At 35.9% G+C, this 23,543-nt stretch carries 18 protein-coding genes; 5 read left to right on the plus strand and 13 right to left on the minus strand.

All coding sequences use genetic code 11. From position 1 onward, the window contains the following. Positions 1 to 111 precede the first annotated feature (111 nt). Positions 112 to 2,634, minus strand: coding sequence for an AAA family ATPase (locus HXK94_001325; GenBank protein ID QTI96529.1), 2,523 nt, complete (start codon positions 2,632 to 2,634; stop codon positions 112 to 114). A 501-nt stretch (positions 2,635 to 3,135) separates the two neighbouring features. Between HXK94_001325 and HXK94_001330 the strand changes: the two genes are divergently transcribed. Beyond that, positions 3,136 to 3,270 (plus strand): DUF4368 domain-containing protein, encoded by a 135-nt coding sequence (locus HXK94_001330; GenBank protein QTI96530.1) that lies wholly within the window; start codon positions 3,136 to 3,138, stop codon positions 3,268 to 3,270. A 72-nt stretch (positions 3,271 to 3,342) separates the two neighbouring features. On the opposite strand, the gene HXK94_001335 is transcribed toward HXK94_001330, so the two are convergent. The 6 genes from HXK94_001335 to HXK94_001360 all read right to left on the minus strand — a co-directional run bounded on the left by HXK94_001335 (position 3,343) and on the right by HXK94_001360 (position 11,785). Next, positions 3,343 to 4,401 carry a hypothetical protein gene (locus HXK94_001335; GenBank protein ID QTI96531.1) on the minus strand — a complete coding sequence of 353 codons (1,059 nt, stop codon included), beginning with the start codon at positions 4,399 to 4,401 and terminating at the stop codon, positions 3,343 to 3,345. Between the two features lie 198 nt (positions 4,402 to 4,599). Further along, positions 4,600 to 6,978 carry a type I DNA topoisomerase gene (gene topA, locus HXK94_001340; GenBank protein QTI96532.1) on the minus strand — a complete coding sequence of 793 codons (2,379 nt, stop codon included), beginning with the start codon at positions 6,976 to 6,978 and terminating at the stop codon, positions 4,600 to 4,602. A gap of 154 nt (positions 6,979 to 7,132) precedes the next feature. Beyond that, on the minus strand, positions 7,133 to 7,792 hold the full coding sequence (locus tag HXK94_001345) for an ABC transporter ATP-binding protein (GenBank protein ID QTI96533.1): 660 nt from the start codon (positions 7,790 to 7,792) through the stop codon (positions 7,133 to 7,135). A 7-nt stretch (positions 7,793 to 7,799) separates the two neighbouring features. Then, positions 7,800 to 9,362 (minus strand): ABC transporter permease, encoded by a 1,563-nt coding sequence (locus HXK94_001350; protein QTI96534.1) that lies wholly within the window; start codon positions 9,360 to 9,362, stop codon positions 7,800 to 7,802. Positions 9,363 to 9,532: 170 nt separating this feature from the next. After that, on the minus strand, positions 9,533 to 11,101 hold the full coding sequence (locus HXK94_001355) for an LPXTG cell wall anchor domain-containing protein (protein QTI96535.1): 1,569 nt from the start codon (positions 11,099 to 11,101) through the stop codon (positions 9,533 to 9,535). Between the two features lie 165 nt (positions 11,102 to 11,266). Next, positions 11,267 to 11,785, minus strand: a complete 519-nt coding sequence (locus HXK94_001360; protein QTI96536.1) for a hypothetical protein — start codon at positions 11,783 to 11,785, stop codon at positions 11,267 to 11,269. 164 nt (positions 11,786 to 11,949) lie between these two features. On the opposite strand from HXK94_001360, the gene HXK94_001365 reads away from it, so the two are divergent. Genes HXK94_001365 through HXK94_001375 form a run of 3 tightly spaced genes read left to right on the plus strand, consistent with a single transcriptional unit; the run spans position 11,950 to position 16,085 of the window. Then, positions 11,950 to 13,260, plus strand: a complete 1,311-nt coding sequence (locus tag HXK94_001365; protein QTI96537.1) for a glycosyltransferase — start codon at positions 11,950 to 11,952, stop codon at positions 13,258 to 13,260. A gap of 2 nt (positions 13,261 to 13,262) precedes the next feature. Continuing rightward, on the plus strand, positions 13,263 to 14,957 hold the full coding sequence (locus tag HXK94_001370) for an ATP-binding cassette domain-containing protein (protein QTI96538.1): 1,695 nt from the start codon (positions 13,263 to 13,265) through the stop codon (positions 14,955 to 14,957). Positions 14,958 to 14,999: 42 nt separating this feature from the next. Beyond that, positions 15,000 to 16,085: an acyltransferase family protein gene (locus tag HXK94_001375; protein QTI96539.1), complete on the plus strand. Its 1,086-nt coding sequence runs from the start codon at positions 15,000 to 15,002 to the stop codon at positions 16,083 to 16,085. Between the two features lie 11 nt (positions 16,086 to 16,096). Here the strand turns inward: HXK94_001375 and HXK94_001380 are convergent, their stop codons facing one another. Genes HXK94_001380 through HXK94_001390 form a run of 3 tightly spaced genes read right to left on the minus strand, consistent with a single transcriptional unit; the run spans position 16,097 to position 17,587 of the window. Next, complete coding sequence (locus HXK94_001380) at positions 16,097 to 16,348, minus strand: NrdH-redoxin (GenBank protein QTI96540.1); 252 nt, start codon at positions 16,346 to 16,348, stop codon at positions 16,097 to 16,099. A 47-nt stretch (positions 16,349 to 16,395) separates the two neighbouring features. Beyond that, positions 16,396 to 16,593 carry a hypothetical protein gene (locus HXK94_001385; GenBank protein QTI96541.1) on the minus strand — a complete coding sequence of 66 codons (198 nt, stop codon included), beginning with the start codon at positions 16,591 to 16,593 and terminating at the stop codon, positions 16,396 to 16,398. Next, a complete protein-coding gene (locus HXK94_001390; GenBank protein ID QTI96542.1) occupies positions 16,577 to 17,587 on the minus strand; it encodes a tRNA-dihydrouridine synthase family protein in 1,011 nt (336 codons plus the stop codon). Before HXK94_001390 ends, HXK94_001385 begins: the two co-directional genes overlap by 17 nt. Before the next feature lie 62 nt (positions 17,588 to 17,649). On the opposite strand from HXK94_001390, the gene HXK94_001395 reads away from it, so the two are divergent. Beyond that, positions 17,650 to 18,783 (plus strand): AI-2E family transporter, encoded by a 1,134-nt coding sequence (locus tag HXK94_001395; protein QTI96543.1) that lies wholly within the window; start codon positions 17,650 to 17,652, stop codon positions 18,781 to 18,783. Positions 18,784 to 18,829: 46 nt separating this feature from the next. On the opposite strand, the gene cysS is transcribed toward HXK94_001395, so the two are convergent. From cysS to HXK94_001410, 3 genes are all read right to left on the minus strand, one after another. Further along, entirely contained in the window at positions 18,830 to 20,230 is a 1,401-nt protein-coding gene (gene cysS, locus HXK94_001400) for a cysteine--tRNA ligase (GenBank protein QTI96544.1), read from the minus strand. 93 nt (positions 20,231 to 20,323) lie between these two features. Further along, positions 20,324 to 21,013, minus strand: a complete 690-nt coding sequence (gene rplA, locus HXK94_001405) for a 50S ribosomal protein L1 (GenBank protein QTI96610.1) — start codon at positions 21,011 to 21,013, stop codon at positions 20,324 to 20,326. Positions 21,014 to 21,485: 472 nt separating this feature from the next. Beyond that, positions 21,486 to 23,492 carry a YhgE/Pip domain-containing protein gene (locus HXK94_001410; GenBank protein QTI96545.1) on the minus strand — a complete coding sequence of 669 codons (2,007 nt, stop codon included), beginning with the start codon at positions 23,490 to 23,492 and terminating at the stop codon, positions 21,486 to 21,488. Positions 23,493 to 23,543: the final 51 nt, after the last annotated feature.

Here is a 23,543-nt window from a genome sequence, read left to right on the forward strand (position 1 = left end):
TAGGAATACATAAAATATTCCGGCAGAAAATAAAGAGGGCATCAAATGATATATTGCCCTCTTTTTATTTTATACATCACTTTTAAAGTACTTATAATTTATAAATATTTATCAATGTTTAGTTTGTATATTCTTGATTTCTTTCAGCATACTTTTTAGCTCGTCTTTATCAACCGGATTTTCCTCACTCTCAGTTCCGTTATGTAATGCTCCACCCGAGCAACGCCCATGAATAGTATGTAATATGTCAATAATCTCCGAATTGTTTTCAATTTTTTTTAATTCATCCCAGTTGATTCGGCTATTTTTATTACTATATTTAGTGGGGACTTGATTGTTTAAAATTATTTCATCAATAGCAAACTCAACCGCTTTTCTTAGCTTACCGCAAACAAGTTGTTTACTATTATCTGACAATGGATTTTCTGATAATAATTTTTCGATATCAGAAATATAAGTATTTAAGTTTTCAGTATGTTTTATTTTTATTATACCTTTTTTGTCTTGCCCATCACTCAAAGTTTCGTAAAGGAAAATATGCTTGCCTTTTGATTTACCGCATCCTCCATTTACATTTTTACAGATATGACCTTCGGAACCTGTCTCGAAACAATCGAGAAACATCTTATTGTGAGTAAAAATAATAATTTGATTATTTAACGACATTAATAACTCAGAAAAATTACTCATGATTCGATGATCTAAACTATTGACAGGGTCATCAAAGATTATAGTACTTTGATTATGTGAAAGACTAATTTCGGAAATGAATAAAGCTAGAGCGGTGGCTTTTTGTTCACCCTCGCTTAAGATATCTTCTATATTTTTATTATTTCCTAAAACTAGCTCTGTTTGTTGATTTCCTTTATTGTTTGAAGCTTGTAATTGGATGGAAAGATTACCTAACCCAAGCTTCTTTAAATTTTGCTTAAATGTTTTAAAGAGATTGTCTGTAAGTAGGTCATTGTGTGCCTTTTTACTTAATAGGCTTAATTTTGAAGTAGTTATTTCAGATATAAATTGTTCCTCTTGAAATAATTTATTTCTTAGATGAACAAACTTACTAAGTTGAGCAAATTGAGAATTTAGTATAGCTTTTTCCTCGAGTGCTATTAATTGCTGATTGTATTTTTCTAAAGATTCTATTCTCTGGGACTGCTTAGAGTTTAATTCAATTTGTAATTGCTTGATATCACCTATTTCTTTGGATAGATTATTTAATAGCTTATCTTGTATTTTGGGTGCTTTTATAGGTTTTTGCCCTCTCAACCTACGTAAGAGCGATTTTTTATTTTTAATTATCTGCTTGTTTAAGGTTATAAGCTTAGGATCATCTTCAAGGGAGAGTTCTATCTTTTCGCTCTTCAAATTTACCTTAGAAATATTTTGTAGTACTAGAATTTTTTCCTTGATATCTGCTGTATTTTTATCTAGTTGAATTTGAGTAGTATCTTTTATAAATTTTGAATAAGCTTTTGTAATTTCTAACGAAGTTTCATCATATAGCCGATGACAATATGGACATTTATCTTCCAGTTCAAACTCTTCGCAATAACTTATTCCTGATTTGATAAAATTAGTCCAAGTATCACTATCAGTACCAGGTATATTATTAAAAACTTCAAACTGTTGTTTCGCAACACGATATTTCTTTGTTAATTCAAATCTACTTTTAACAAGATTATCGACATTTTTTTGTTCTTCTTTAAGTAACGTAATTATTTTTCTAAATTCTAACTTTATTTTTTTAAGTTTTTCAAGTTTTATTTCATTGATTTTAATAGCATCGGCTGAATTCGATTTATTAAGATCCTCTATAGACTTTTTAGCCTTTTCAAGTTGATTTTTTTCTTTTGATGAAAAATTTTCAAAACTTTTTATTTTAACAATATCTTCTTTTTCGAAACTATCTTTATTTAAAAACTCTCTGAAAGATTCTGTAACCTTCTCGAGGTCAATGTCAGGAAGTGATTCTCTGTCAAGTTTTATCTTTTCTTTTGCTAATTCTTTAATTTCAATTATTAAATCACTTATTTCTGAAAAATATGAAAGTGCGTAAGGTTTAATTAAGAGTTCATCTGAGTTTCTTTTTTGCAAATAGTTATTAGCATACTCTGTATCAAAAACCCTAATAGAACGTAAATCCGAAATATTCGAAGTATTTGACCAAGTACTGGACTTAGGGGTATTATCTAAAAGATATTCAATATCAACATTAATATTCTTCGGAGAATCGCTATATACATTGTGCAAAATATTTTTTGATTTTGCGTGTCCTATCATATTATTTAGTACTCTAAAGTAACTACTCTTCCCAGTACCGTTAAGACCATAAATTATGTTAATTTGTGAAGAAAAAGAAATTTTTTGTTCATCAGAAAGAGCGTTCACTCCAGAATGATGATTTAATTTTTTTAATATTATTTTTTCATTGTTCGAATTAAATTCGTAAGATGGGGATTTTAATTCAGGTATTCCTTTTCTTTGAAGTAAATAATCTGCTAAATCATTCTTTGCATTATCATCAATAACTCCCTGATTCTCAATAAAGTATTTTATAACATAAGATATCCAAGCATTGCATTTATCGTTTTCGGCTAATTCTATTAAATAATCAATTGCGTTGTTTTTCATATAAAATCTACTCCTCTTCTTACTTAGAAATAACTTAAAACTACCTACCGCTTTTATTATATCATATTGTAGAGATAATGCGAGGCAGAGTTTAGTCTTAAGCAGCTCTTAAAACGTGCCAACTAAAATACTCTGGGGAAATATTTCGTTAAATTAAATTTTGCCCATAAAATTAATTCTTTCAAGATACTGTAGTTTCCGTTTCTTAGTTGAGAAATACTATATTATTTGTAATAAAGCTTGTTCGAATCAGTCTTTGAATTGTGTCGATGAATAAAATTCTTTCAACTCCATAAAACGAGACTTTTAAGATTAGTCTATCACATGAAATACTATAAAACCTATTCTAGATTCGTCAGTTTAAATCACTCCTAGAGGTGCTTTAATCCTATTTCTGACTTAACCGAAAAACTCACCAAACAATAAGAAGATAGCTTGAATATCTCCAAGTTTATGACAAAAATCTCTAAATATACACAAGTTTTGTAATTAACCGTTGAAATGGTGGATGAACTGATTGATAAGGTTGTGATTCATAAGCCAACTGGCATGAAACGCAATCGAATTATCCAGATAGACATCTATTACAATTCCATCAGAAAACTAAATATCGAAAAAGCGAGTCAGATGGACTGACTCGCTACTATTAATCCCCTAATAACTAAATTGCTAAGGTGTTAGCTTGACCAAACGAGCAATTTATTTGTTTTAAGCTTCTTCTGCTAAAGCGTAGGTTGCTTTTGCGACGCGCTTGAATTCTTTTTTGCTTTGAAGGTTTAACAAAACAGTTGTTTCTTTAACTTTGCGTTTCTCGAGCACACGTTTAACGATTTCGTCACGATAAAGGGGTTCACCAGCTTCACGCAAAACAGCTGTAATAATATCAGCAACAGTTCCACGCTTAAAGCCCCAAGTGTCAAGGGCATAAATTCCGCGACCAATCAAAACAAAACGTTTGTCTTTGATTAATTCGTTGTGAATTGCTTGAGTTGTAACGGATTTTCGGCTAAAATCACTCTTTCGAATTTCTTCTGCGATTTCCGAAAAATGCATTGGCTCTTTGTGAGATTCTAAAATCACAAAAATTTTATCACGAATATTTTTTGGATTTACCGCTGGCCATTTTTCTAGACCCCAAAGACCATTTAGCGTTGCAAGAAGTTTTGAAATTCCGGCAATTGCGTTAATTTGGCTTGGGTGCTCATAGCTCAACTGTTCGTCGAGTTGATCTAATGTCATTGGACTTTTGTTCTTTTTGATGATATTGACAATTTCATCGATTGATTTTTTAATTTTTCGTTCATCACCGTATTCTGCATTAGCAATTGCGCTACGATATTTGTCGTTTTCTTGCACCAGCACTAATTTTGAGCTAATTTCAGCAATGAATAAAAAGTTAAAAATTTGATTATCGTTAGCTTCAGATTCAATAGTTTTTTCAACGAGTTCTTTTGTTTTTGAAATTCGTCCAACTTCGGCAAGATTTCGAATGATACTTTTCTCGATTTCGGCTAAATGTTCAATATTACCCTTTTCGGCGGCAATTTTTAGTCGAATAAGTGCAGCTTTCTCGAGCTGTCGAACACGCTCGCGAGTAATGTCGAGCTTTTCACCAATTTGTTCAAGCGTTTGCTTTTTTTCGCCAAGCCCAAAGCGGCGGTTAATTATTTCGCGTTCTCGTGGCTGGTCAATAATTTGCAGAGCATTCGAAATAACCGTTTGAATTAATTGGACTTTTTCGTTCTGAATCTGATTTTCTTGTTCCATAATTCCCTTGTTAAAATTAATATTACCATAAAAACGAAGTATTATTTATAAATAATACTTACGACTTGTCAATACCATTTATCTCTTCTTTATTTATATTATACCACAAAATTGTAAAAAACAATAAAAAATGACATAAAAATTTATTTTTTAAACTTTTATGTCATTATGCTTGCGCTTATAATAAAATATTAACTGCTATTTTTCGGATTTTTTCGTTTTCGAAACGGATTTTTTAGTATTTTTCGAAGTTGTTTTTCGCTTAGTTGATTTTCTAGTTGTGGTTTTTTTGCCAGATTTTCGTGATTTTGCAACTTCAATTAATTCGCTTGCTTGTTTTTCGGTAATTTTTTCAATATCTAAATCTTTTGGTAGTAGTGCTTTAACCTCGTTGTCGGCGATATATTTTCGACCAAATCCACCACGAGAAATTTTAATTCCATTTTTAAACTTTTTAAGTACCTTTTTCTCATCAGCTTTTAGTTTTTCTTCATAAAGCATTTGCGCCTCGGTTTCGGTAATTTCAAACGGTGACATCGGTTTGATGCTTACGAAAGTGTTTTCAACTTTAATGTAAGGGCCATATTGACCAATGTTCGAAGTGATCTCTTTGCCGTCGGCGGTTTTTCCCACGTGGCGCGGAAGAAGGAACATTTTTAGTGCGTTTTCAAGCGAGACGGTTTCGATTTTTTCACCGGCAGGCATTGGTGCAAATTTAACTTCTTCGCCCTCAACTTTATTGTCACCCAGCTGAATCATTGGACCAAAACGACCAAAGCGTGCAAAAACTTTTCGGCCAGTTTTTGGATCAATTCCGAGCTCGCGAGCGGGCGCCACAGCGTTGCGATCAATCTCGCCGGATTCCATGATTAATTTATGAAAAGGCTTATAAAAATTATCAAGAACTTCAAGCCGATTTTCATCACCAACGGCAATTTTATCGAAGTCATTTTCAAGATTCGCTGTCCAACCATAGTCTACAACTTGATTGAAATAATCGTTTAAGAAGTCGCTTAAAACTTCTCCGCTTGCTGTTGGGAGGAGTTTACCTTTAGTAGAACCAGTTTTTTCTTGAACAACTTCCCGGTTGATTTTATTTTTCGAAAGTGAAATTTGAATTGCGTCGCGAGGTTTACCTTCACCTTCACCTTTTGCAGCGTAGCCACGCGCCTGAATTGTGTCCAAAATTGTGGCGTAAGTTGAAGGGCGGCCAATTCCTAAATCTTCGAGTTTTTTCACGAGCGAGCCTTCACTGTAGCGTGCTGGTGGACGTGAGAAAACTTCTTTCGCAATAATTTCATTAAAATTCAAACTATCGCCATTGGCGAGTTCTGGTAAAAATTCATCTTTTTTGCCGCTTGAATAAACTTTCAAGAATCCATCAAAAACAACAACTTCGCCCTTTGCTTCAAAATAATATTCTTGGTTCGAAATTTCAATTTTAACAGTGGTTTTTTCGATTTGTGCTGGCGCCATTTGACTAGCGAGTGTTCGGTTGCGAATCAATGTATAGATTTTCTGTAAATCTTGGCTGGTAGAAACTTTTTCGTTTTCAATCCCGGTTGGTCGGATAGCCTCGTGGGCTTCTTGTGCTCCAGCTGATTTTGTGGCAAATTTTCGTGCTTTATGATATTTTTCGCCAAATTTTTTCTTAATGAAATCTGCGCTTGAAGCGATCGCAAAACTACTCAAATTCACGCTGTCGGTTCGCATATAGGTGATTTTACCAGATTGATAGAGTTTTTGTGCCGCCGCCATTGTACTTTTGGCTGAAAAACCGAGTCTTGCGTTAGCCTCTTGCTGAAGTGTTGAAGTTGTAAAAGGTGCGCTCGGGTTGCGAGTGCCGGGAGTTTTCGAAACGCTTGCAACTTTAAAATTCGCCGTTTTTAGGCTTTCGAGAAAATTAGTTGCAGTTTTTTCGGTTTCGAATTTTTTGTTAAGTTCGGCTTTTAGAATTTCACCAGAATTTGGCACGATGAATTCGCCCGTAATTTTAAACGAACTTTTTGCACCAAATTTTTCAATTTCACGCTCGCGTTCTACAAGCAGTTTTACTGCTGGGCTTTGCACGCGACCGGCACTTTTTCCGCCTGGAACTTTTCGCCACACAACTGGGCTTAAGTCAAAACCAACTAGCCAGTCCAAAGTTTGGCGAGTTTGTTGAGCTTCGACCATTTTCATGTCGATTTTTCGCGGATTTTTAATCGCATTCTCGATTGCGGATTTTGTAATTTCGTGAAAAACGATCCGCTTGGTTGTTTCGGGGTTTAATTTTAAGACGTCGCAAAGGTGCCAAGCAATTGCTTCACCTTCGCGGTCTTCATCGGTTGCGAGCCAGACTTCATCTGCCGCCTTCACGGCTTTTCGAAGTTCGCTCACAACTTTCTTTTTTCCTGGATCAACTTCAAAAGTAATTTTATATTTATTATTTGTTTCAATTGGTCGCCCGCCGGCTTTATTTTTTTTAGCAATTTGGCGAATGTGTCCAACGCTGGACATTACTGTAAAATCTTTACCGAGATATTTTTCGATAGTTTTCGCCTTGGCTGGGCTCTCTACGATTACTAAATTCTTCATAAGCTTAATATATTTTACCACTTTAAATAATTTTGTGCAAATAAAAGCCCGAACCTGTTAGATTCGAGCTTTTGGTGGAGAAAATGAGTTTTATTTAGTTTTTACTTTCGAAATCTTTATTGAGGGGTGGGTTGAAGATTTCGAAAGTGTTTTTCTATGCAATCGCCTCAACTTTATTGAATTTGCGCTTTTTGAGTTCAAAAACTACATCTGATTCTGCTGCAACTTCGCGTTCATGCGTCACGATAATTACAATTTTATCATTTTGGTGTGCGATTTTTTTAAAGATTTTTACAATTTCACCAGTAGTTTTTTCGTCAAGGTTTCCGGTTGGCTCATCGGCGATAATAATCTCGTTGCCAGTTGCTAGTGCACGCACAATTGCAACGCGTTGTTGCTGTCCGCCCGAAAGTCGCGAAACTGGTTTGTCGATTAAATCTTTCGAAATTCCCGCTTCTTCAAAAAGCCCTTCGATATTTTTTGCTGAATTTTTGCCTGAAATTTCCAGCGCGGTTTGCACGTTTTGTCGCGCGGTCATATAAGGCAAAAGGTTATACGCTTGAAAAATCGTAGAAACTTTGCTTTTTCGAAAGTTTGTTAAACCAATCTTTTCAATCGTTTTACCGTTTAATTTAATTTTACCTTCTTTTGGGGAATCTAGCCCCGCCAGGAGCGAGAGAAAAGTGGTTTTCCCGCTCCCCGATTGACCCAAAATCGCATAAACCTTGCCTTTTTCGAACTGTAAATTCTCATTTTCGAAAAGGAAATCATCTCGATTTTGGTACCAATAACTTAAATTTTCTACTTCTAACATTCGCCTCCTAATTTGTTAAAATTTCTTTTGGTTTAAGTTTAACAATACTAATACTTGCCAAAATTGTTGAAATAAACGTGATGAGAATTGCAATTCCGCCAAGTTTTGCGATGTCGGCTGTGCTTTGTTTGATGTCGAGTTTGTCAATTTCAGCCGAACCGCCCATAGTTCCCATCATTTCGCCCATTGGACCACCCATTCCTTGTGGTTTGTGTCGTTTCGAATTTCTGCTAGATTTGCTTGTTGAGCTGCTTGAATTGTTCGAATTTTCACCGTCGCTTGATTTGCTTTCACTTGAGTCTGAAGAATTCATCTCACCAGGTCCACCAGCACCACCAGGTCCGCCTTGTTTCATTTGTGAAGAGCTTGAAGAATTCTGTTGAGCCAACAATTGACTACCAATTGCGTTTCCGACAAAGTTTCCAGCAACGCTTGCAATAATAATCGAAATTCCACTTACGGCGAGAAGTTCAATGAAGAATTGACCGATAATTTTCAATCGTGACTCACCAAGGCTCATCAAAACACCAATTTCATAACGCCTTTCGCGAATGCTTAAAATTACGATTAGGGTTAAAATTACTGCACCGGCAATTGTCACGAGAATTACGATATTTTGCGCAAATGTTGAAACGTTATTTAGTGGTTGAAGCATTTGTTTGTAAATTTCGTCACTAGTTACAATTTGATATTTTGAGGTGTCGATTCCGCCCTTAGCTTCGCTTGCGAAGTTTGAGAGATTTTCGGGGTTTGAAATATTAAATACTGCTGAATCAACTGTGTCGCTCGTTCCTTTCATTGTGTTTGCAGTTGTGAGGTTTACAAAGATTTTGTTCGAAGGGTTCATTGCGGTATTTCGAACTTGCGCCGAATCAATGCTTGCGCTCGATTTGTAAATTCCTACAACTTTTAGCTTGAAGGTTTTCGTTTCGCTATTCACTGTTGTGGTGATTTCGAAAGTCGAACCAACTTTAAGATTATTTGCGCTCGCAAGGCTTTCTTCGATTACGGCTTCGTTATCGCTAGTTGAACTTGTAATTCCTGCACCCGAGGTTATCGTGTTTGTGCCTTTGGTGAATTCGCTATAGGTTGAAGTTGCATTTACGCCAGCAACTGTGAAATCTCCTTGAATTTCTGGGCCGCGACCACCAAATTGTTTTGAATCGTTCGAATTTGAACTGCTTGAGCTTTCGCTTGAAGAAATTGCTTTAATTCCGCTTCCCGCACTTGCTGTTGTGGCTGAAATGAACGAATAACTTTTTACGCCGTTCATTTTAGCAATTTTTTGTGCTACCGAAAGTGAAATTGGTGTCATTTCCATTTTTGGTGGTTCGTTCGAATTTGAACTGCTACTCGATTGATTTTTCTTCATCATCGATTCGCGATTGACTTGAAGCGTGACGCTCGCGCCTGCTTCGTTTTTGGCGTTCTGAATTGCTGCATCTGCCGCCGATTTAATGGTGAGTCCACTCATCACAAAAACCAAAATCGCCGAGTTTATCAGAATTAGCAAGCCAGTTTTACCTTTTTTGGCTTTCAGATGAAGCCATGCTCGTTTGATAAAATTCATAAATTCCTTTCTTTTTTAACTTTCACAATTTATTATAACGAAACGGTCTTAATTTTGGCTTGGAATTAGCTTAAAGTTTGCTTAAAAGGGTTTTTCGAAATTAAGAAATAAAAAATCACCCTTTTCAGGGCGATAATTTGGTGATAGAAGAGTGTGCTTAAACTGAATGTTTACTCAGTTTCTTTTTTAGTGTTTTTGGCTTTTAAACCAAGAAATACTGCAAAAGTAGTTAGTACTCCGCCAATGAAGGCTGCAAATTTAGAGCTAGATTCACCAGTATGTGGTAATGTTTTTACTGCTGGTTTTTGAGCCACAGTAGAATATTTAACTGGAACCTTGACAGTTTCTTGTTTTTGAACTTTCTTAGGTTCCGGAGTTTTAGGCTTTTCTGGAGTCTTTGGTTTCTCCGGAACTTTAGGTTTTTCCGGAGTTTTTGGTTTTTCCGGAACTTTAGGCGTCTCTGGTTTATTTTCACCAGAGGCATCACCTTTACCGCCGACTAATTGGACATAAGACTTAGAAATAGCCCCATCAGTTTCGGCTTTAAGTTCAATCTTATTTGTAGGATTTGTACTTTCAGCCACTGATTTTATCAATTTAGTGCGGTAATACATATAGATCATATGATCCAAGCGATCCATAGTGATTTCGAAACCGTGTTCAGATTTAGTCATTGATTTAACTAAATTCATCGCATCACCTTTGGTAACCCAAGGGTCAACGCTCTCCACGTTTTCCATTACAAAATAGTTATCGATCAGTTTTTGATTATCGCTCAGCGTATCAATTAATTTAACATAATTTAATACGCGTTTTGCATAGTTTACGCGAACTGACCAATTAATGATCGTAGGATCATTCTTATCTTGAAATCCCCATTTAGAGAGTAACTCATCTTTTCCGATTTCTTGTTTTTCACCGATATTTACAGTCACTAGCGTACCGTTAAAGTTAGCTGTGACAGGTTTCCCTGCTTCAACTTTATCGGTCCAACTTGCATCAAGCTCAAGGCTCATTTGCTTATTAAGTGGATGAGTCTTGAAATAATCATTAAACACAGTAACGATCTTGCCAACGCTTGCGTCAGCGGTTGCCTTGCCGACGACTAATTTTTCAGGGTTGAAAACATCAAATGTATAACTTGTCTGAAGTTTTACTTCTTGTGGTAAAGTGAAAATAACTTTATCACCTTCGTTAATTGTCATATTATCGGCAAATTTGATATTTTTATATTCTACCTTAAAAGGCGAATACAACCCATTTCCATTTGGCTGTTCAATTTTCACTTCTGGGTTTTTTACTGTAATTTCAGTACCAGATTTCGTGATCTCAGTCGATTTGTTTTCGACTTTTGGAGTTTCAGCCGCAGGAGTCGCAGTTTCTGTTGCGGGAGCTGCTGTAGTAGTCGTTGCTTCGGGCGCAGTTACTGCAGGAGTTGCAGGTGCTGGCGCTGGAGTGTTAACTACTGGAGTTGCCTCTGCTGCTGGAGTGCTAGCTTCGGGCGTTGCCGTAGTTGTATTTTCTGCTGTTGTTGAGGTTTCTGATGCTGTTTCAGCCGCAGTAGTTGCCGCATCTGTTGCGGGAGTTTCTGTAGTAGCTGTTGCTTCAGTTGCAGTTACTGTAGTTGCTGCAGGTGTTGACGCTGAATCTGGAGTTTTTTGATCTGCAGATACCACTCCGCCAAGTGCGATTGATGCCAATACTGCTGTTGTTAATAAAGTGTATTTTTTAAATTTCATAATAAAACCTCTACAAAAAAATAAAAATAGAACACTAAAAAAGAAATAGATTTTTAATGTTCTATAGAGTTACCTATCACCGTCATGAATAATAACATATTTTTCAATGTAAGTCAAGGGTAGTTGGGGTTTTATGGTTGATCATAAAAAGACTAGCTTTAGTAACTAGTCTTTAGAATTTATTTCAGTCGTTAATCTGGGCTTAAGTTCCTTAAGAATCCTGTTCCAGTCTTCTAGATTAGCGTTTCCCCACTCCATATCCGCACCGATCTCGCCGATCTCCTCTATAATAGGATCTTTTTCGTAAATAGTTTCACTATAGGCTATTAGAAAATTACAAAGTAAATCTCCGCCTACATCCTCCAAGTCAAAATCCTCATCACTCTCGAACCTATCTTTAATTCTGTCAATTTTTATAGCAGCTTGGCGATAAATTTCAGCTTTAAATTCTAGGCTCGAATAAAGCTCAATTTGCTTTTCTAAAAGATTTTTAAGATGTTCGAAATCACTTTGTGTTATTTTTTCTTTTTTCGAAACTGTTCGTATTTCTTTAAAAATATCATTCGCGTAAGTATAAGAATGAAGCCCATATTTTGCAACTTTCAAAAAATTAGCACCGCTAGTGTTATTCCAATCTTTAATAAGCTTTTCTAGAGTGTTTTCAAAAATCTTTTTCTCTGGCATAATAAAATCCGTATGTTGATATTATAACATACGGACTAGTGAAAAACTAAACTCCACGCTTATTGTATAATTTATTTATTCTAATACTTGATAAGCTCGGTCGCGAGTAGATTTAAGGTTTTCGAAAATTGATTTCTCTGGTGAAATCTGGTATAATCAAGCTTATGAAAATTGCAATTGCTTCTGACTTATTTTGGCCAATGATTAACGGAATTTCAGTTTTTTCGAAAAACTTGGCTGAACAAATGACGGCGCGCGGGCACGAAGTTGTGGTTTTTGCGCCAAGTCAAACTGGTGAATATTATATCGAAGAAATCGACGGCTACCGCGTGGTTCGTTTGAGCTCGACAAACTTCCCTTTTTATCCAAATCAAACTGAAACTTTACCGGAGCCGCGTAAAATTGCTGGCGGTCGAATTACTGTTCCGCGAATTTATCTTCACAATGGTTATCGACTTTCACTTTTGCCGATTCTTGAAATCCGTAAATTCTGCAAAGAAAATAACTTTACTCCAGATGTAGCGCATATTCAGTTGCAACTTTTTGTTGGTCAAGCAATGATTGATTACGCGCGAAGGCATAATATTCCAGTGGTGATCACTAACCATTCTAGCCCCGAAAACCTTTTCGATAATTTAAAAATGCTTGCTCCACTTTCACCAATTATCAATCGCACGGTTTTGCTTTACACTAAACGGTTTGCGCTTCAGGCAGATTACGCCACAATGCCAACTCGCCAAGCAATTGAGCGCCATTTTAAAAATCCCGAAAAAGCCAAAATGCCAATCGAAGCCGTTTCGAACGGGATTGACTTGAGTCGATTTACCCCCACAAAACCACCAAAAGAATTTTTTAAACGGTTTAACTTGCCACACAATTTGCCAATTGTTATGAATATCGGTCGAGTTGATGCTGAAAAGCATATTTCAACTCTAGTTTTAGCATTTAATGAAGCTCTAAAAAATAATAAAAAAGCTCAGCTCGTGATTGTTGGCGACGGAACCGACCGTCAAAATCTCGAAAATTTGGTTTACAAGCTTGGTATTTCGAAAAACGTTCATTTTATGGGGACGCAACTTGGTGAAGATTTGGTGAATTTTCATCGTGCAGCAACTGTGTTTGTTTCTGCTAGTCCAACCGAAACTCAAGGAATCGTCTTTCTTGAGGCAGCTGCTTGTGGCAAGCCTGTGATTGGCGTCGATGTTGGTGCGGTTAAAGAAATCTGTCAAGATGGCGTGAACGGATTTTTGTGTGAAACCGACAACGTTTATCAAATTGCTGAAAGTATTTCAAAAATTCTTGATGACAAAAAACTTGCTAAAGAGTTTTCGAAAAATGGCCTTGAAATTATTAAAAAGCATGATTTGAATTTTACAATTTCGAAATTTGAAGAAATTTATAATTTTGTAATCGAGAAGAAAAAGCAAGAACCACAAAACTGGTTCGAAAAACTCAAGCAAAAAATAAAGAAATAATTATGATTCTTAGCGTTAAAATTAACGAAAAATCTTTTGGCGATAAACAGCTTCTTCAAGATGTAAATTTTAGTATTAATGAAGGCGAAAAAGTTGGTTTAATTGGACGAAACGGGATTGGTAAATCTACGCTTTTTGCGATTTTACTTGGTTTTGACCAAGATTTTTTGGGTGAAATTATTTTTCGAAAAGGTTCGGTTGTTGCTAGCACTCAGCAGGAATATTCAAATGTTGGCGAACAAACGGTTTTAAACTTCATCTTGAATGACTTGCCAGAATATGCTCACCTTTCGAAACTTTTGCGCGAGCTTCCTGAAAAAATGGGCGAAAACATGGCCTTAATTGAAAAATACTCCGATGCTTTAAACCGCTTTCAAGAAAAGAATTTTCACTTTATTGAAGATAAAATCAAGGCTGAACTTCGTGATTTTGGTTTGGAGGGTTTTGAAAATCGCAAAATGAAAACGCTATCAGGCGGACAAAAACGTTTGGTTGATACGATTAAAATAATTCATTCGAATGCTGATTTGGCTTTGGTTGATGAGCCGACAAACTTTATGGATTCGCATGCAAAAAACCGATTTTTAAACTGGATGAAAAACTCAAAAGAAGCGGTTTTGGTAATTACTCACGACCGCGATGTGCTTTCTGAAGTTGATAGAATTATTGAAATTCGCGACGGCAAAAGCTATATTTTTAAAGGAAATTATGATGATTATTTACGCGCCAATATGTTTTCAACGACAAACCAAATTCGTGATTTCGAAAGTGTTCAACGGCGTATTTCGAACTTAAAAGATAAAGCAAAAGAATATCAGCGCATGAAAGAAAAAGCGCGCGATCCGGATACGATTCGGCGTTTTAAAAGGCTTGAAGAAAAAGCGCGCGAAGAACTTGAACAACTTGAAGAGATTAAAAAACCGAGTTTTTGGATTGATCAGCAAAATGTTGAAAATCTTGATTTTAAAGTTGCGAAATCGTATCAAAAACTTAAAGCTAAAAATGTTAAGATTGGAATCAATAACCAAGAAACTCGCTCGGTGCGAAGTTTAGTTAAGGCTGAGAATTTAGCACTTGGTTATGGTTCGCTCGACGACGCGCTTGAAGGAAAAAATGGTGCAAAAATTCTTTTTGAAAATGTTAATTTTGATTTAAAAGTTGGCGGAATTCTAGAGATTTTTGGTCGAAATGGTGCCGGAAAAACTAGTTTGATTAGAACGATTTTTGGTTCACAAAATGAAAAGGCTGAAATTTACGATGGTAAAATCATTCTCGACGACACGGTTAATGTTGGAATTTATCAGCAAGAAATTAGCGCAGATTTTTTTGATATGAAGTTAAAAGACGCGGTTGAAAAAGTTTTTCTCGACCAGAATCTTTCAATAACTGAAGAAAAAATTTATCGAATTCTACATCAATATCTCTTCTCTTCTCAAGATTTCAATACGCCAATTCGTGAACTTTCAGGTGGCCAAAAAGCGCGTTTTCAGTTGATTAAAATGCTTTCGAATGATCCACAAATTCTAGTTTTAGACGAACCAACTTCACACCTTGATTTACCGAGTATTGAAGAACTAGAACGCGCGCTTAAAAAATATTCTGGCGCAATTGTTTTTGTGAGTCATGATAACTATTTTCGAGAAGCAATGAAATCGACACAAAAAGATTTTACTGTGGTTAAGATTGGCGAAAATTAACGCTATCATTTTAAGTTAGATAGTGATATAATGTTTGATAATATGAGCGAAAAAAATCAAAAGCGAAATCTTAATATCGACCTAATTAAAGTTTTGGCTGTATTTTTAGTTGTGCTTGTTCATTTTTTTAATAGAACGGGCTATTATGGTTTACCATCTGGGTCACTATTGATGTTTTTTGCAACCTTTATTTGGAGTGTTGCGATGGCTTGTGTTCCGTTATTCTTGATTGCAACTGGATATTTAATGAAAAATGCTAAATATAGCAAAAAATTTTTTACAAATTTATTGCGAGTGGTTGGATATTACGCTGCGGCAGTTATGGTTTTAACGATCACAGATAAACAGGCTCATGGTTTTGGGCTTATTCGTGTGTTTTTCGAAAATCTCTTCACTTTTAACCACTATAGCTGGTATGTGAATATGTATATTGGTTTATATTTAATGTCACCAATGTTAAATGCGGCTTTTGAGAGCTTAAAAACCAAGAAAAATCAGCTAATAGCAATAGGCGGATGCTTATTTTTAGTTACTGCCCCAATGACATTAGCGGTATTTGATAGTTTTTTAGGAATGCAAGTTCCTGATTATTTGCGAAAAGCTGCACCAAATCACTGGGTAGTTATTTGGCCATTTTTATACTATTTTATTGGTATGTTTATCCGAAAGTACGGCGAAACTAAAAACCATAAAATTAAAAATAAATATAAAATCGGTTTATTTTTTGCAATTATTTTTAATACTTTATTAGTTCGAATTATTTCCTCTAAAACCTTTTGCCCAGAATGGGGATTTTTAGGTATTGTTCTTGTTTCAACATTTTTGTTTTTAACTATTTTAAATTCAAAAATTACTATTAAAAATAAAGTCTTTAATATAGTTATTCAATTTATTTCGAAAAACACGCTTTCAATCTATTTGCTTTCCTGGATTGCTGATATAAGATTTTATAATATTATTAATACTAAATTTGGTGGTTTTAAAGGTTCTTTCTTGCGAATGCCAGTACTTGTCATATTGATTTTTATATTTGATATTTTGGTTGGCTTGGTGTTTGTTGCTATGATTAAGATTCTTGCAATAATCGCTAAAAAAATCCAAAAAACAGCAAAACAAAAAAGGCGATAGATACGCCTTTTTTAAAATCGTTTAATGTCTAGTAGTTTTGAAAGCTTCGCGCGATCGAATCCTAGCACAATTTCGCCGTCTATATCTGTTACAGGAACACCTCGGAATTCTCCATTCATTTTTGCGAGCAATTCTTCGCGTGCCGCAGAATCTTCTTCGATATCTTTAGCCTCAAAATTAATACCATTATGTTCAAGCCAATCTTTTTCGGCAGAACAAAAGCCACACCAGCTTGTTGAGTAAACAATAACTTTTTTATCCATAATAATAGTTTAGCATAAAAAGCTTAAAAAATCATTAAATTTAAAAATTAAATTTGTTTTGTTAAATACCAGCCGCCGTCCAAATCTTGATAGACTTTTAATTCGAGCGAAAAATCCAGAGCCATTAAATATTCTGCAGCTCGTTCAGCTTCAAGTTTTGAGGGATACCGTTTCTTTTTCGAACTCGAAAGTTGCATTTCGAAACGTTCAAACTTAATTTTTTTCTTATTATTTTTGCGTGGCATTTCGAAAGTCCTTCAAAATTTCGCGAACTTCATCAACTGTTTTAGTTTCCATCAATTTAGCACGCAAATCACTAGCGCCAGCAAATTCACGAACATAAATTTTAAAGAAACGTTTTAACGGCTCAAAACGGCGTTTTTCAAGTTCGCGAGAATATTTTTCAAACAAATCAAGTTGAAGCTCGAGCAAATCTAAATAATCACTTGAGGTTCGAGCAGTTTCTGGCAGATTTTTTTCGAAACAAAATGGGTTTTCGAAAACGCCCCGACCAATCATAATTCCATCAATTTTTGGATATTTTCGCCAAAGTTCAAGCCCTTGCGCGCGAGATTTTATATCGCCGTTAATTTGAATTAAAGTGTTTGGCGCAATTTCGTCGCGCAATTTGAGAATTTCAGGAATTAGTTCAAAATGCGCTGGAACTTTACTCATTTCTTTTTTTGTTCGTAAGTGAATAGTTAAAACTTCGATTTTTTGTTCAAGTAAGAATTTTAGCCAGTCGTGCCACTCTTCCACTCTCGAGAAACCGAGGCGTGTTTTAACTGAAACTGGCAAACCGCCTGCTTTTGCGCTTTTGATAATTTCTTTGGCAAGATCTGGATTTCGAATCAAATCGCTGCCACCACCACTTTTAATAACGGCCTTATCTGGGCAGCCCATATTAATATCAATCGCTTGATATCCAAGCTCTGGTAGTTTTTCGCACATAAATTTAATGTCGGCTGGTCGCGAACCCCAAATTTGCGCAATAATTGGCTGCTCATCAGGCGTAAAAGTTAAGCGGCCGCGTGTGCTATGAATTCCTTTTGGGCTAGCAAAGCTTGAAGAATTTGTGAATTCGGTATAATAAACATCCGGTCGAGCAGCTTTCGAAACGACATGACGAAAAACCACATCGGTTACGGCTTCCATTGGCGCTAATGAAAAAAACGGTAATTTTTGACCATTTTCTTCGCCGGTTGATTCGATAATTTTTTTCCAAAATTCACTTTTCATGATCTATATTATATCACAAAACGCGACTTTCGAAAACATAAAAAATATGCTATACTATAGTTATGAAAGTTAAAATTGAAATTGATACAAAAACACTAATTCGTTTTTGGCTTGTGATTTTTGGATTTATCATCCTGGCCGGTGCAATATGGATTGCAAAAGATGTCCTAATCATGATAATTATCGCAGCTTTTTTGGCATTAGCCTTAAATTCACCTGTCGCAAAAATTGCAAAAATTTTGCCGGGCTCAAGTAAGAATCGTGTCGGTGCGACTGCAGTTGCGTATCTTATAATTGTGCTAATTTTTGGTGCGCTATTTTCTGTTCTTACGCCAATCATCACAGACCAAGTTAAGCACTTTTCGAAAGATTTACCGCAAATTGTTCAAAACTATACAGGAGAGCAATCAGGGATACGACGATTTATTACGGAAAACCATCTTGAAGGGATGATCTCGCAAGCTGTCGATTCTGTGACGCGCTCAATTAACTCTTCGGTTTCGAAAATTGGCGATGTATTTTTTGGAAGTATCGCTTCGATTGTTGGCTGGATAATTTCATTATTTATGGTTCTTGCAATGGCTTTCTTGATGCTTGTTGAGGGGCCAGACTTGATCGATAAGATATTTAAAGTGTTTTACACTGATAAAATTCTTGAGAAAAACCATCGTCGAATTCTCTCGCGAATGTATGGTACAGTTTCGGGATATGTCTCGAGTATTGTGACAATTTGTTCTATTAGTGCAACTTGTGGCTCACTCGCGACAGCAATTTTAGCATTGATTTTCGGTTTTCCAATTAGTCTAATAGCGCCAATTGCTGTATTGCTATTTATTTTCGGCATGATTCCAATGGTTGGAACGACAATTGCGGGAATGCTTTCGGCATTAATTATTGGGTTGAATTCACCTACCGCTGGCTTAATCTTTCTAGCTTATTTCTTGATTTATCAGCAGATTGAAAACAATGTAATCTCGCCAATGGTTCAAGCTCGAAACAATCAGCTTTCAGCCTTAATTATCTTTATAGCATTAACAGTTGGTGTTTATGCATTTGGACTTTTGGGTGCTCTTCTTGCAATTCCTCTTGCGGCTTGTGCTAAGATTCTTGTTCAAGAGCAATTGAAATCTCGAAAACGTCGTTCACGAGAAGAAAACTCTGAAAGACTTGTTGAGCTTCTCAAGAAAATCAGCTAGAAATTAAAATCAGCCTCGAATTTCGAAAGGCTGATTTTTTATTGGACTATTTATATTCCCAGAAACTTTTCTTTGGAGTATCGCGCAGAATAATATTTTTCGAAAGCAATTCGTCACGAATTTCATCGCTTTTTGCCCAGTCTTTTTCGGCTCGGGCAGCGTTTCTTTCGATAATTTTTTTCTTTATTTCTTCTGGAATATCAGGAGTTGAACCAAGCAGATTTAAACCTAAAAGATCATCAATAAACTCCAAAAGTTCTTGAAGGTTGTGATGATTAAGTTTTTCTGGGTTTGCTTTTAAAATTTCACCAAAAATTTCATCAATTTTTGCAAGCGCTTTTGGCGTATCGAGGTTGTCGTTAATTTGCTCAAGGATTATTTGTTTACTTGCAAGGCTTGGAATTTCACCTTTACTTCCTTCGATTTGCCAGCGCAAGTTTGCAATATTTTGCCAGTTTTTAAGCCTATTTTGCGCAGCTTTTAGACTTTCGAAACTAAAATTACTTTCCGTTTGGTACTGGCTTTGCAGGACAAACATTTTGAAGTCTAACGGAGAAAAACCTCTCATTTGAAGGTCGTTTAAGCTAAACCCATTTTGTAGCGATTTTGAAATTTTTCGGCCCTCACTAGTCATATGATTACAGTGGAGCCAGTAGTTAGCAAATTTCTTACCCGTAAAACTTTCGCTTTGCGCAATTTCATCTGTGTGATGAACTGGGATGTGGTCAATTCCACCAGTATGGATATCAATTGTTTGACCTAAAGTATTAATTGCAATTGCTGAGCATTCTAAATGCCAACCCGGAAAGCCCTTTCGACCATGAAATTCCCATTCCATATCACGCTTTTGATCTTTCGGTGACCATTTCCAGAGTGCGAAATCGCTTAAATTACGCTTTTCGGGGTTAAAGTTAACGCGAGCGCCCGCTTTTAGATTCTCTAAATCAAGATGTGCGAAATCAGCATATTTAGGAAACTTGCTTGTATCGAAATAAATTCCGTCGCTCGTTTCGTATGTGAAGCCCTTTTTCGAAAGATCTTCAATAATAGCAATTTGCTCAGGGATAAAATCTGTCGCTTTCGAAAGATGATCCGGCTGGATTAAATTAAGATCATGTATTCCACGCAAGAATTCTTCTGTGTAAAATTCTGCAATTTCCCAAGCTGTCTTCCCTTCGCGGCGTGCCCCTTTTTCGAGCTTATCTTCACCTTCGTCCTCATCACTAACCAGATGACCAACATCAGTAATATTCATTGTGCGAGTAACATTGTAGCCGTTTAAGCGTAAGGTTCGAATCAAAATATCCCAATAAATAAATGCAACCCAATTACCGATATGGGGTGTATCATAAACAGTTGGTCCACAGGTGTAAATTTTAACATTTTGTGGGTCAATTGGCTGGAAGTCTTCTATTTTTCGATCAGGAGTATTGTAGAATTTTAGCATAATAGATATATTATATCACAGCACAAAGATTCTTTCCATTTTATATAAAAAGAACCTGCCAGTTTGGCAGATTCTTTGTGTTTGCTACTAAAATTAAGCAATTGGGTTTTCTGTTTTAATGCTTGGACCTTGTGAGGTTGCAACTGAAACACCCTTTACGTAAGCACCTTTGATTGAAGATGGTTTTTGTGAAGCAAGACTATCGAAGAATGCTTTTGCGTTTTCTTCAAGTTTTTCTACACCGAATGATACTTTACCAACTGAAAGGTGAACAATCGCTTGTTTGTCAACACGGTATTCAACTTTTCCGGCTTTAGCTTCAGAAACAGCTTTAGCAACATCAGCGGCAACTGTTCCAGCTTTAGGGTTTGGCATTAATCCGCGTGGTCCAAGAAGGCGAGCGTATTTACCAAGTTTTGGCATGTATGCTGGAGTTGCAATAAGAACATCAAAGTTAAGATCTTCTTTATCAAGTTGTTTCAAGAATTCTTCATCGCCAATGATATTTGCGCCAGCTTCTTTTGCGGCTTTATGTTCGCTTTCTGGTGCGAAAACGGCAACTTCCACATCTTTACCGGTTCCATTTGGCAAGATAACTGTTGAACGAATGTTTTGGTCAGCTTGTCGTGGATCTACACCAAGTCGAACGTGAATTTCAACTGAAGCGTCGAATTTAGCTGGGTTTGTTTCGGTTGCAAGTTTAAGAGCGTCAGATAGGCTGTAAACAGTATCTTTTTCAACTTTTTTCGCAACTTCTTGGTATTTTTTACCTCGTCGTTCGATTCGTGGTCGAGTAATTGGTTTTGGACCTTTTTTAACAACAGCTTCAGATCCATCTAATGGAGCTGTGTCGCCTGCTGCTTTTCGAGCTTCTTTGGCTTCTTTTTCAGCAACTTCTTCAGCGTGTTTTTTGCTGCGTTTTCCGCTTTTTGCGAATTTTTCTTCTGTTTCTACAGCTTCAACAATTTCTTCTGCGATTTCAGCTGCTTCAACTGATTCTTCTACGGCTTCCGCTACTTCTACAGCTTCAACAATTTCTTCTGCGATTTCTTCAGCTTTAGCACCTTTGATTGCTTCATTAATTTGAGCAATTGTCATTTTTTCAGAAACTTCAAGCCCAAGAGCTTTAGCTTCTTCGATCAAGTCGGCTTTTTTCTTTGCCATTTCTATCCTTTCTGTGGTAATAGCGGCTTGCGCCTCCCAACATTGATTATTAACCTTTTAATTATAACAATTTTTTGAGAAAAAGTCAAAACTAAATTTTATTGCTAGAAAGAGTTTTGTTTTCGCTAGAACTCATTTTGACGTAATACGCCAATAAACTTATAACACCAAAAATTAAACCAAAAATAATCAAACTAAAGATGGAACTTTCAAAAATTGGTTGAGATAATCCGCCTAATATTGCTTGTCTGAAAGCGGTTAGCGAATAGTAAAGCGGCATAAATGGCGCCATGTTTTGAAAAATTTGAGGTGTTGTCGCAATCGGGAACATTCCCCCGCTACTTGCAAGCTGTAAAATCATGAAAACAATTGAAGCAAACTGGCCAACTCTGCCGAAAGCAAACATTAATGCATGAACAATCAAAAGGAATGAAAATGCCGAAACATAAGAACTCAAAACAAAAGAATTTATATCCGCAGGTGAAATGTTAAATATTCCGCTAAAAATAATTGTAAGAACTAGAGTTTCAGCTCCGGCAAAGCCAGCCATAATCCCTACCCTTGAAAGCCACCATTTAAGTGCTGAACAATTCTTTTTTGGCTTATTTTGGATCGGAAACGCAATATTAAACGAAATCGCCCCAACAAACAAACCTAATGCGATGAAATATGGAGCCATCGCTTTTCCGTATGTTGCATCTCCAGAATTATTTGAAACTTCACTTTTAACTGGCGTTGCGATATTTTTAGCAGATTCATCCGAGAAATTAATTTTCGAAAGTTTTTCTGCACCAGATGAAAGTTGTGAAGTTAATAGATTCGAGCCATCTTGTAGTTTTGTGGTGCCGGAATTTATTGTGTTTATTCCTGAATTTAAAGTGTTAATTCCGCCCAAAAGTTGAGCTGTACTTTCAGGGATTTTTTGTTCACTGGTGTTAAATTCGTTCATTTTTGTTGAGAAAGTTGTAACTCCAGTTGAAAGCTGTTTTTCGCCCGATAGAAGTAAGTTGTGTGAATTTTGTATTTTGCGTGAATTTTGCGCCAAGCTTTGTGCGGCTGGAACAATTTTTTGCGAAAATTGCGTTTGCAAGTTTTGCGATTTTTTAGCATTTTTTTGGGCGTCAGCGGTAATATTTTTTGCCGAAATCGCCAACTCATCGGCAAGATTTTTAATATTCTGATTATTAGTTTGTTCAGCTAAAATGTGCATTTTTGCCACTTTTTGATTTAATTCCAATAAGTGTTCACTTTGATTTTTTGCATCAGAATTATCGCTTATCGCAGAATTTAGTGTGGTTAAACCATTCGAAAACTCTTCACTTTTGGCCGAAAAATCTTGTAATCCCTTTTGTAAGTTTTCGCTATTTTGGCTTAAAAGATTGGTTTTATTTGAAATTTCGGTTGCACTAAAAGCAAGTTTATTACTCGCTTCGGCCATTTTCTGGTTTGCTGAATTTAATTTTTCCGCGCCATTTTTTAGTTTTATAACTCCAGAATTTGCCGAATTTAAACTATTGCCTAAACTACTAATCCCGTTTGAAATTTGTTCTGAACCGCTCGCTGCTTTCGAAAAACCGTTTTGAACATTCGAAAGTTGAGAAAGTAGAATCTTACTGTAGTTTTCACTAATTTGCGCTCGAACCTGTTCACTCAGTTTTTGTGCGGCGTTGGTTGAAATCATTTCACCAGATTTACTTTTCGAAACATTTGTTTTAAATGAAATATTCACTTTTTGCGGATTTTCTCCCAAAAAACTAACTGAATTTTTCGAAAAATCTTTTGGAATATGTACAATCATGAAAGTGTCGCCATCGGTCAAATCTTTCTCGGCTGTTTTTAAATCCGTAAACTGCCAGTTTAAAGTTCTTGATTGCTTAAGGTTATTGCTAATTTTATTGCCAAGTTCAATATTTTGACCATTAAAAAGGACAGGTTCATCTTCATTTACTACTGATATCTTTAGGTTTTCGATTTTTGAATAAGGGTCCCAGATTGATGCCAAAAAAGTTCCAGCATAGATAACGGGAATAAAACTTACTATAAATAGAGTGGCTAGAAGCATACGATTTTGCTTTATTTTTCTAAAATATTTTTTCATCTTCCTCCTAATAAAATAGTTGTATTTATCAACGATTACTCTATTGTATAA

The sequence above is a fragment of the Candidatus Nanogingivalaceae bacterium genome (genome assembly GCA_015257795.3).
Classification (GTDB): Bacteria; Patescibacteriota; Saccharimonadia; order Saccharimonadales; family Saccharimonadaceae; genus Nanogingivalis.

Bases quoted from the DNA above. Each gene is read 5' to 3' on its own strand.
- HXK94_001345 (QTI96533.1), bottom strand. From the start codon at position 7,792: ATGTTAGAAGTAGAAAATTTAAGTTATTGGTACCAAAATCGAGATGAT.
- HXK94_001410 (QTI96545.1), bottom strand. From the start codon at position 23,492: ATGAAAAAATATTTTAGAAAAATAAAGCAAAATCGTATGCTTCTAGCC.
- HXK94_001330 (QTI96530.1), top strand. From the start codon at position 3,136: ATGGTGGATGAACTGATTGATAAGGTTGTGATTCATAAGCCAACTGGC.
- HXK94_001395 (QTI96543.1), top strand. From the start codon at position 17,650: ATGAAAGTTAAAATTGAAATTGATACAAAAACACTAATTCGTTTTTGG.
- HXK94_001355 (QTI96535.1), bottom strand. From the start codon at position 11,101: ATGAAATTTAAAAAATACACTTTATTAACAACAGCAGTATTGGCATCA.
- HXK94_001365 (QTI96537.1), top strand. From the start codon at position 11,950: ATGAAAATTGCAATTGCTTCTGACTTATTTTGGCCAATGATTAACGGA.
- cysS (QTI96544.1), bottom strand. From the start codon at position 20,230: ATGCTAAAATTCTACAATACTCCTGATCGAAAAATAGAAGACTTCCAG.
- HXK94_001335 (QTI96531.1), bottom strand. From the start codon at position 4,401: ATGGAACAAGAAAATCAGATTCAGAACGAAAAAGTCCAATTAATTCAA.
- HXK94_001380 (QTI96540.1), bottom strand. From the start codon at position 16,348: ATGGATAAAAAAGTTATTGTTTACTCAACAAGCTGGTGTGGCTTTTGT.
- HXK94_001390 (QTI96542.1), bottom strand. From the start codon at position 17,587: ATGAAAAGTGAATTTTGGAAAAAAATTATCGAATCAACCGGCGAAGAA.
- HXK94_001370 (QTI96538.1), top strand. From the start codon at position 13,263: ATGATTCTTAGCGTTAAAATTAACGAAAAATCTTTTGGCGATAAACAG.
- HXK94_001385 (QTI96541.1), bottom strand. From the start codon at position 16,593: ATGCCACGCAAAAATAATAAGAAAAAAATTAAGTTTGAACGTTTCGAA.
- topA (QTI96532.1), bottom strand. From the start codon at position 6,978: ATGAAGAATTTAGTAATCGTAGAGAGCCCAGCCAAGGCGAAAACTATC.
- HXK94_001360 (QTI96536.1), bottom strand. From the start codon at position 11,785: ATGCCAGAGAAAAAGATTTTTGAAAACACTCTAGAAAAGCTTATTAAA.
- HXK94_001350 (QTI96534.1), bottom strand. From the start codon at position 9,362: ATGAATTTTATCAAACGAGCATGGCTTCATCTGAAAGCCAAAAAAGGT.
- HXK94_001375 (QTI96539.1), top strand. From the start codon at position 15,000: ATGAGCGAAAAAAATCAAAAGCGAAATCTTAATATCGACCTAATTAAA.
- HXK94_001325 (QTI96529.1), bottom strand. From the start codon at position 2,634: ATGAAAAACAACGCAATTGATTATTTAATAGAATTAGCCGAAAACGAT.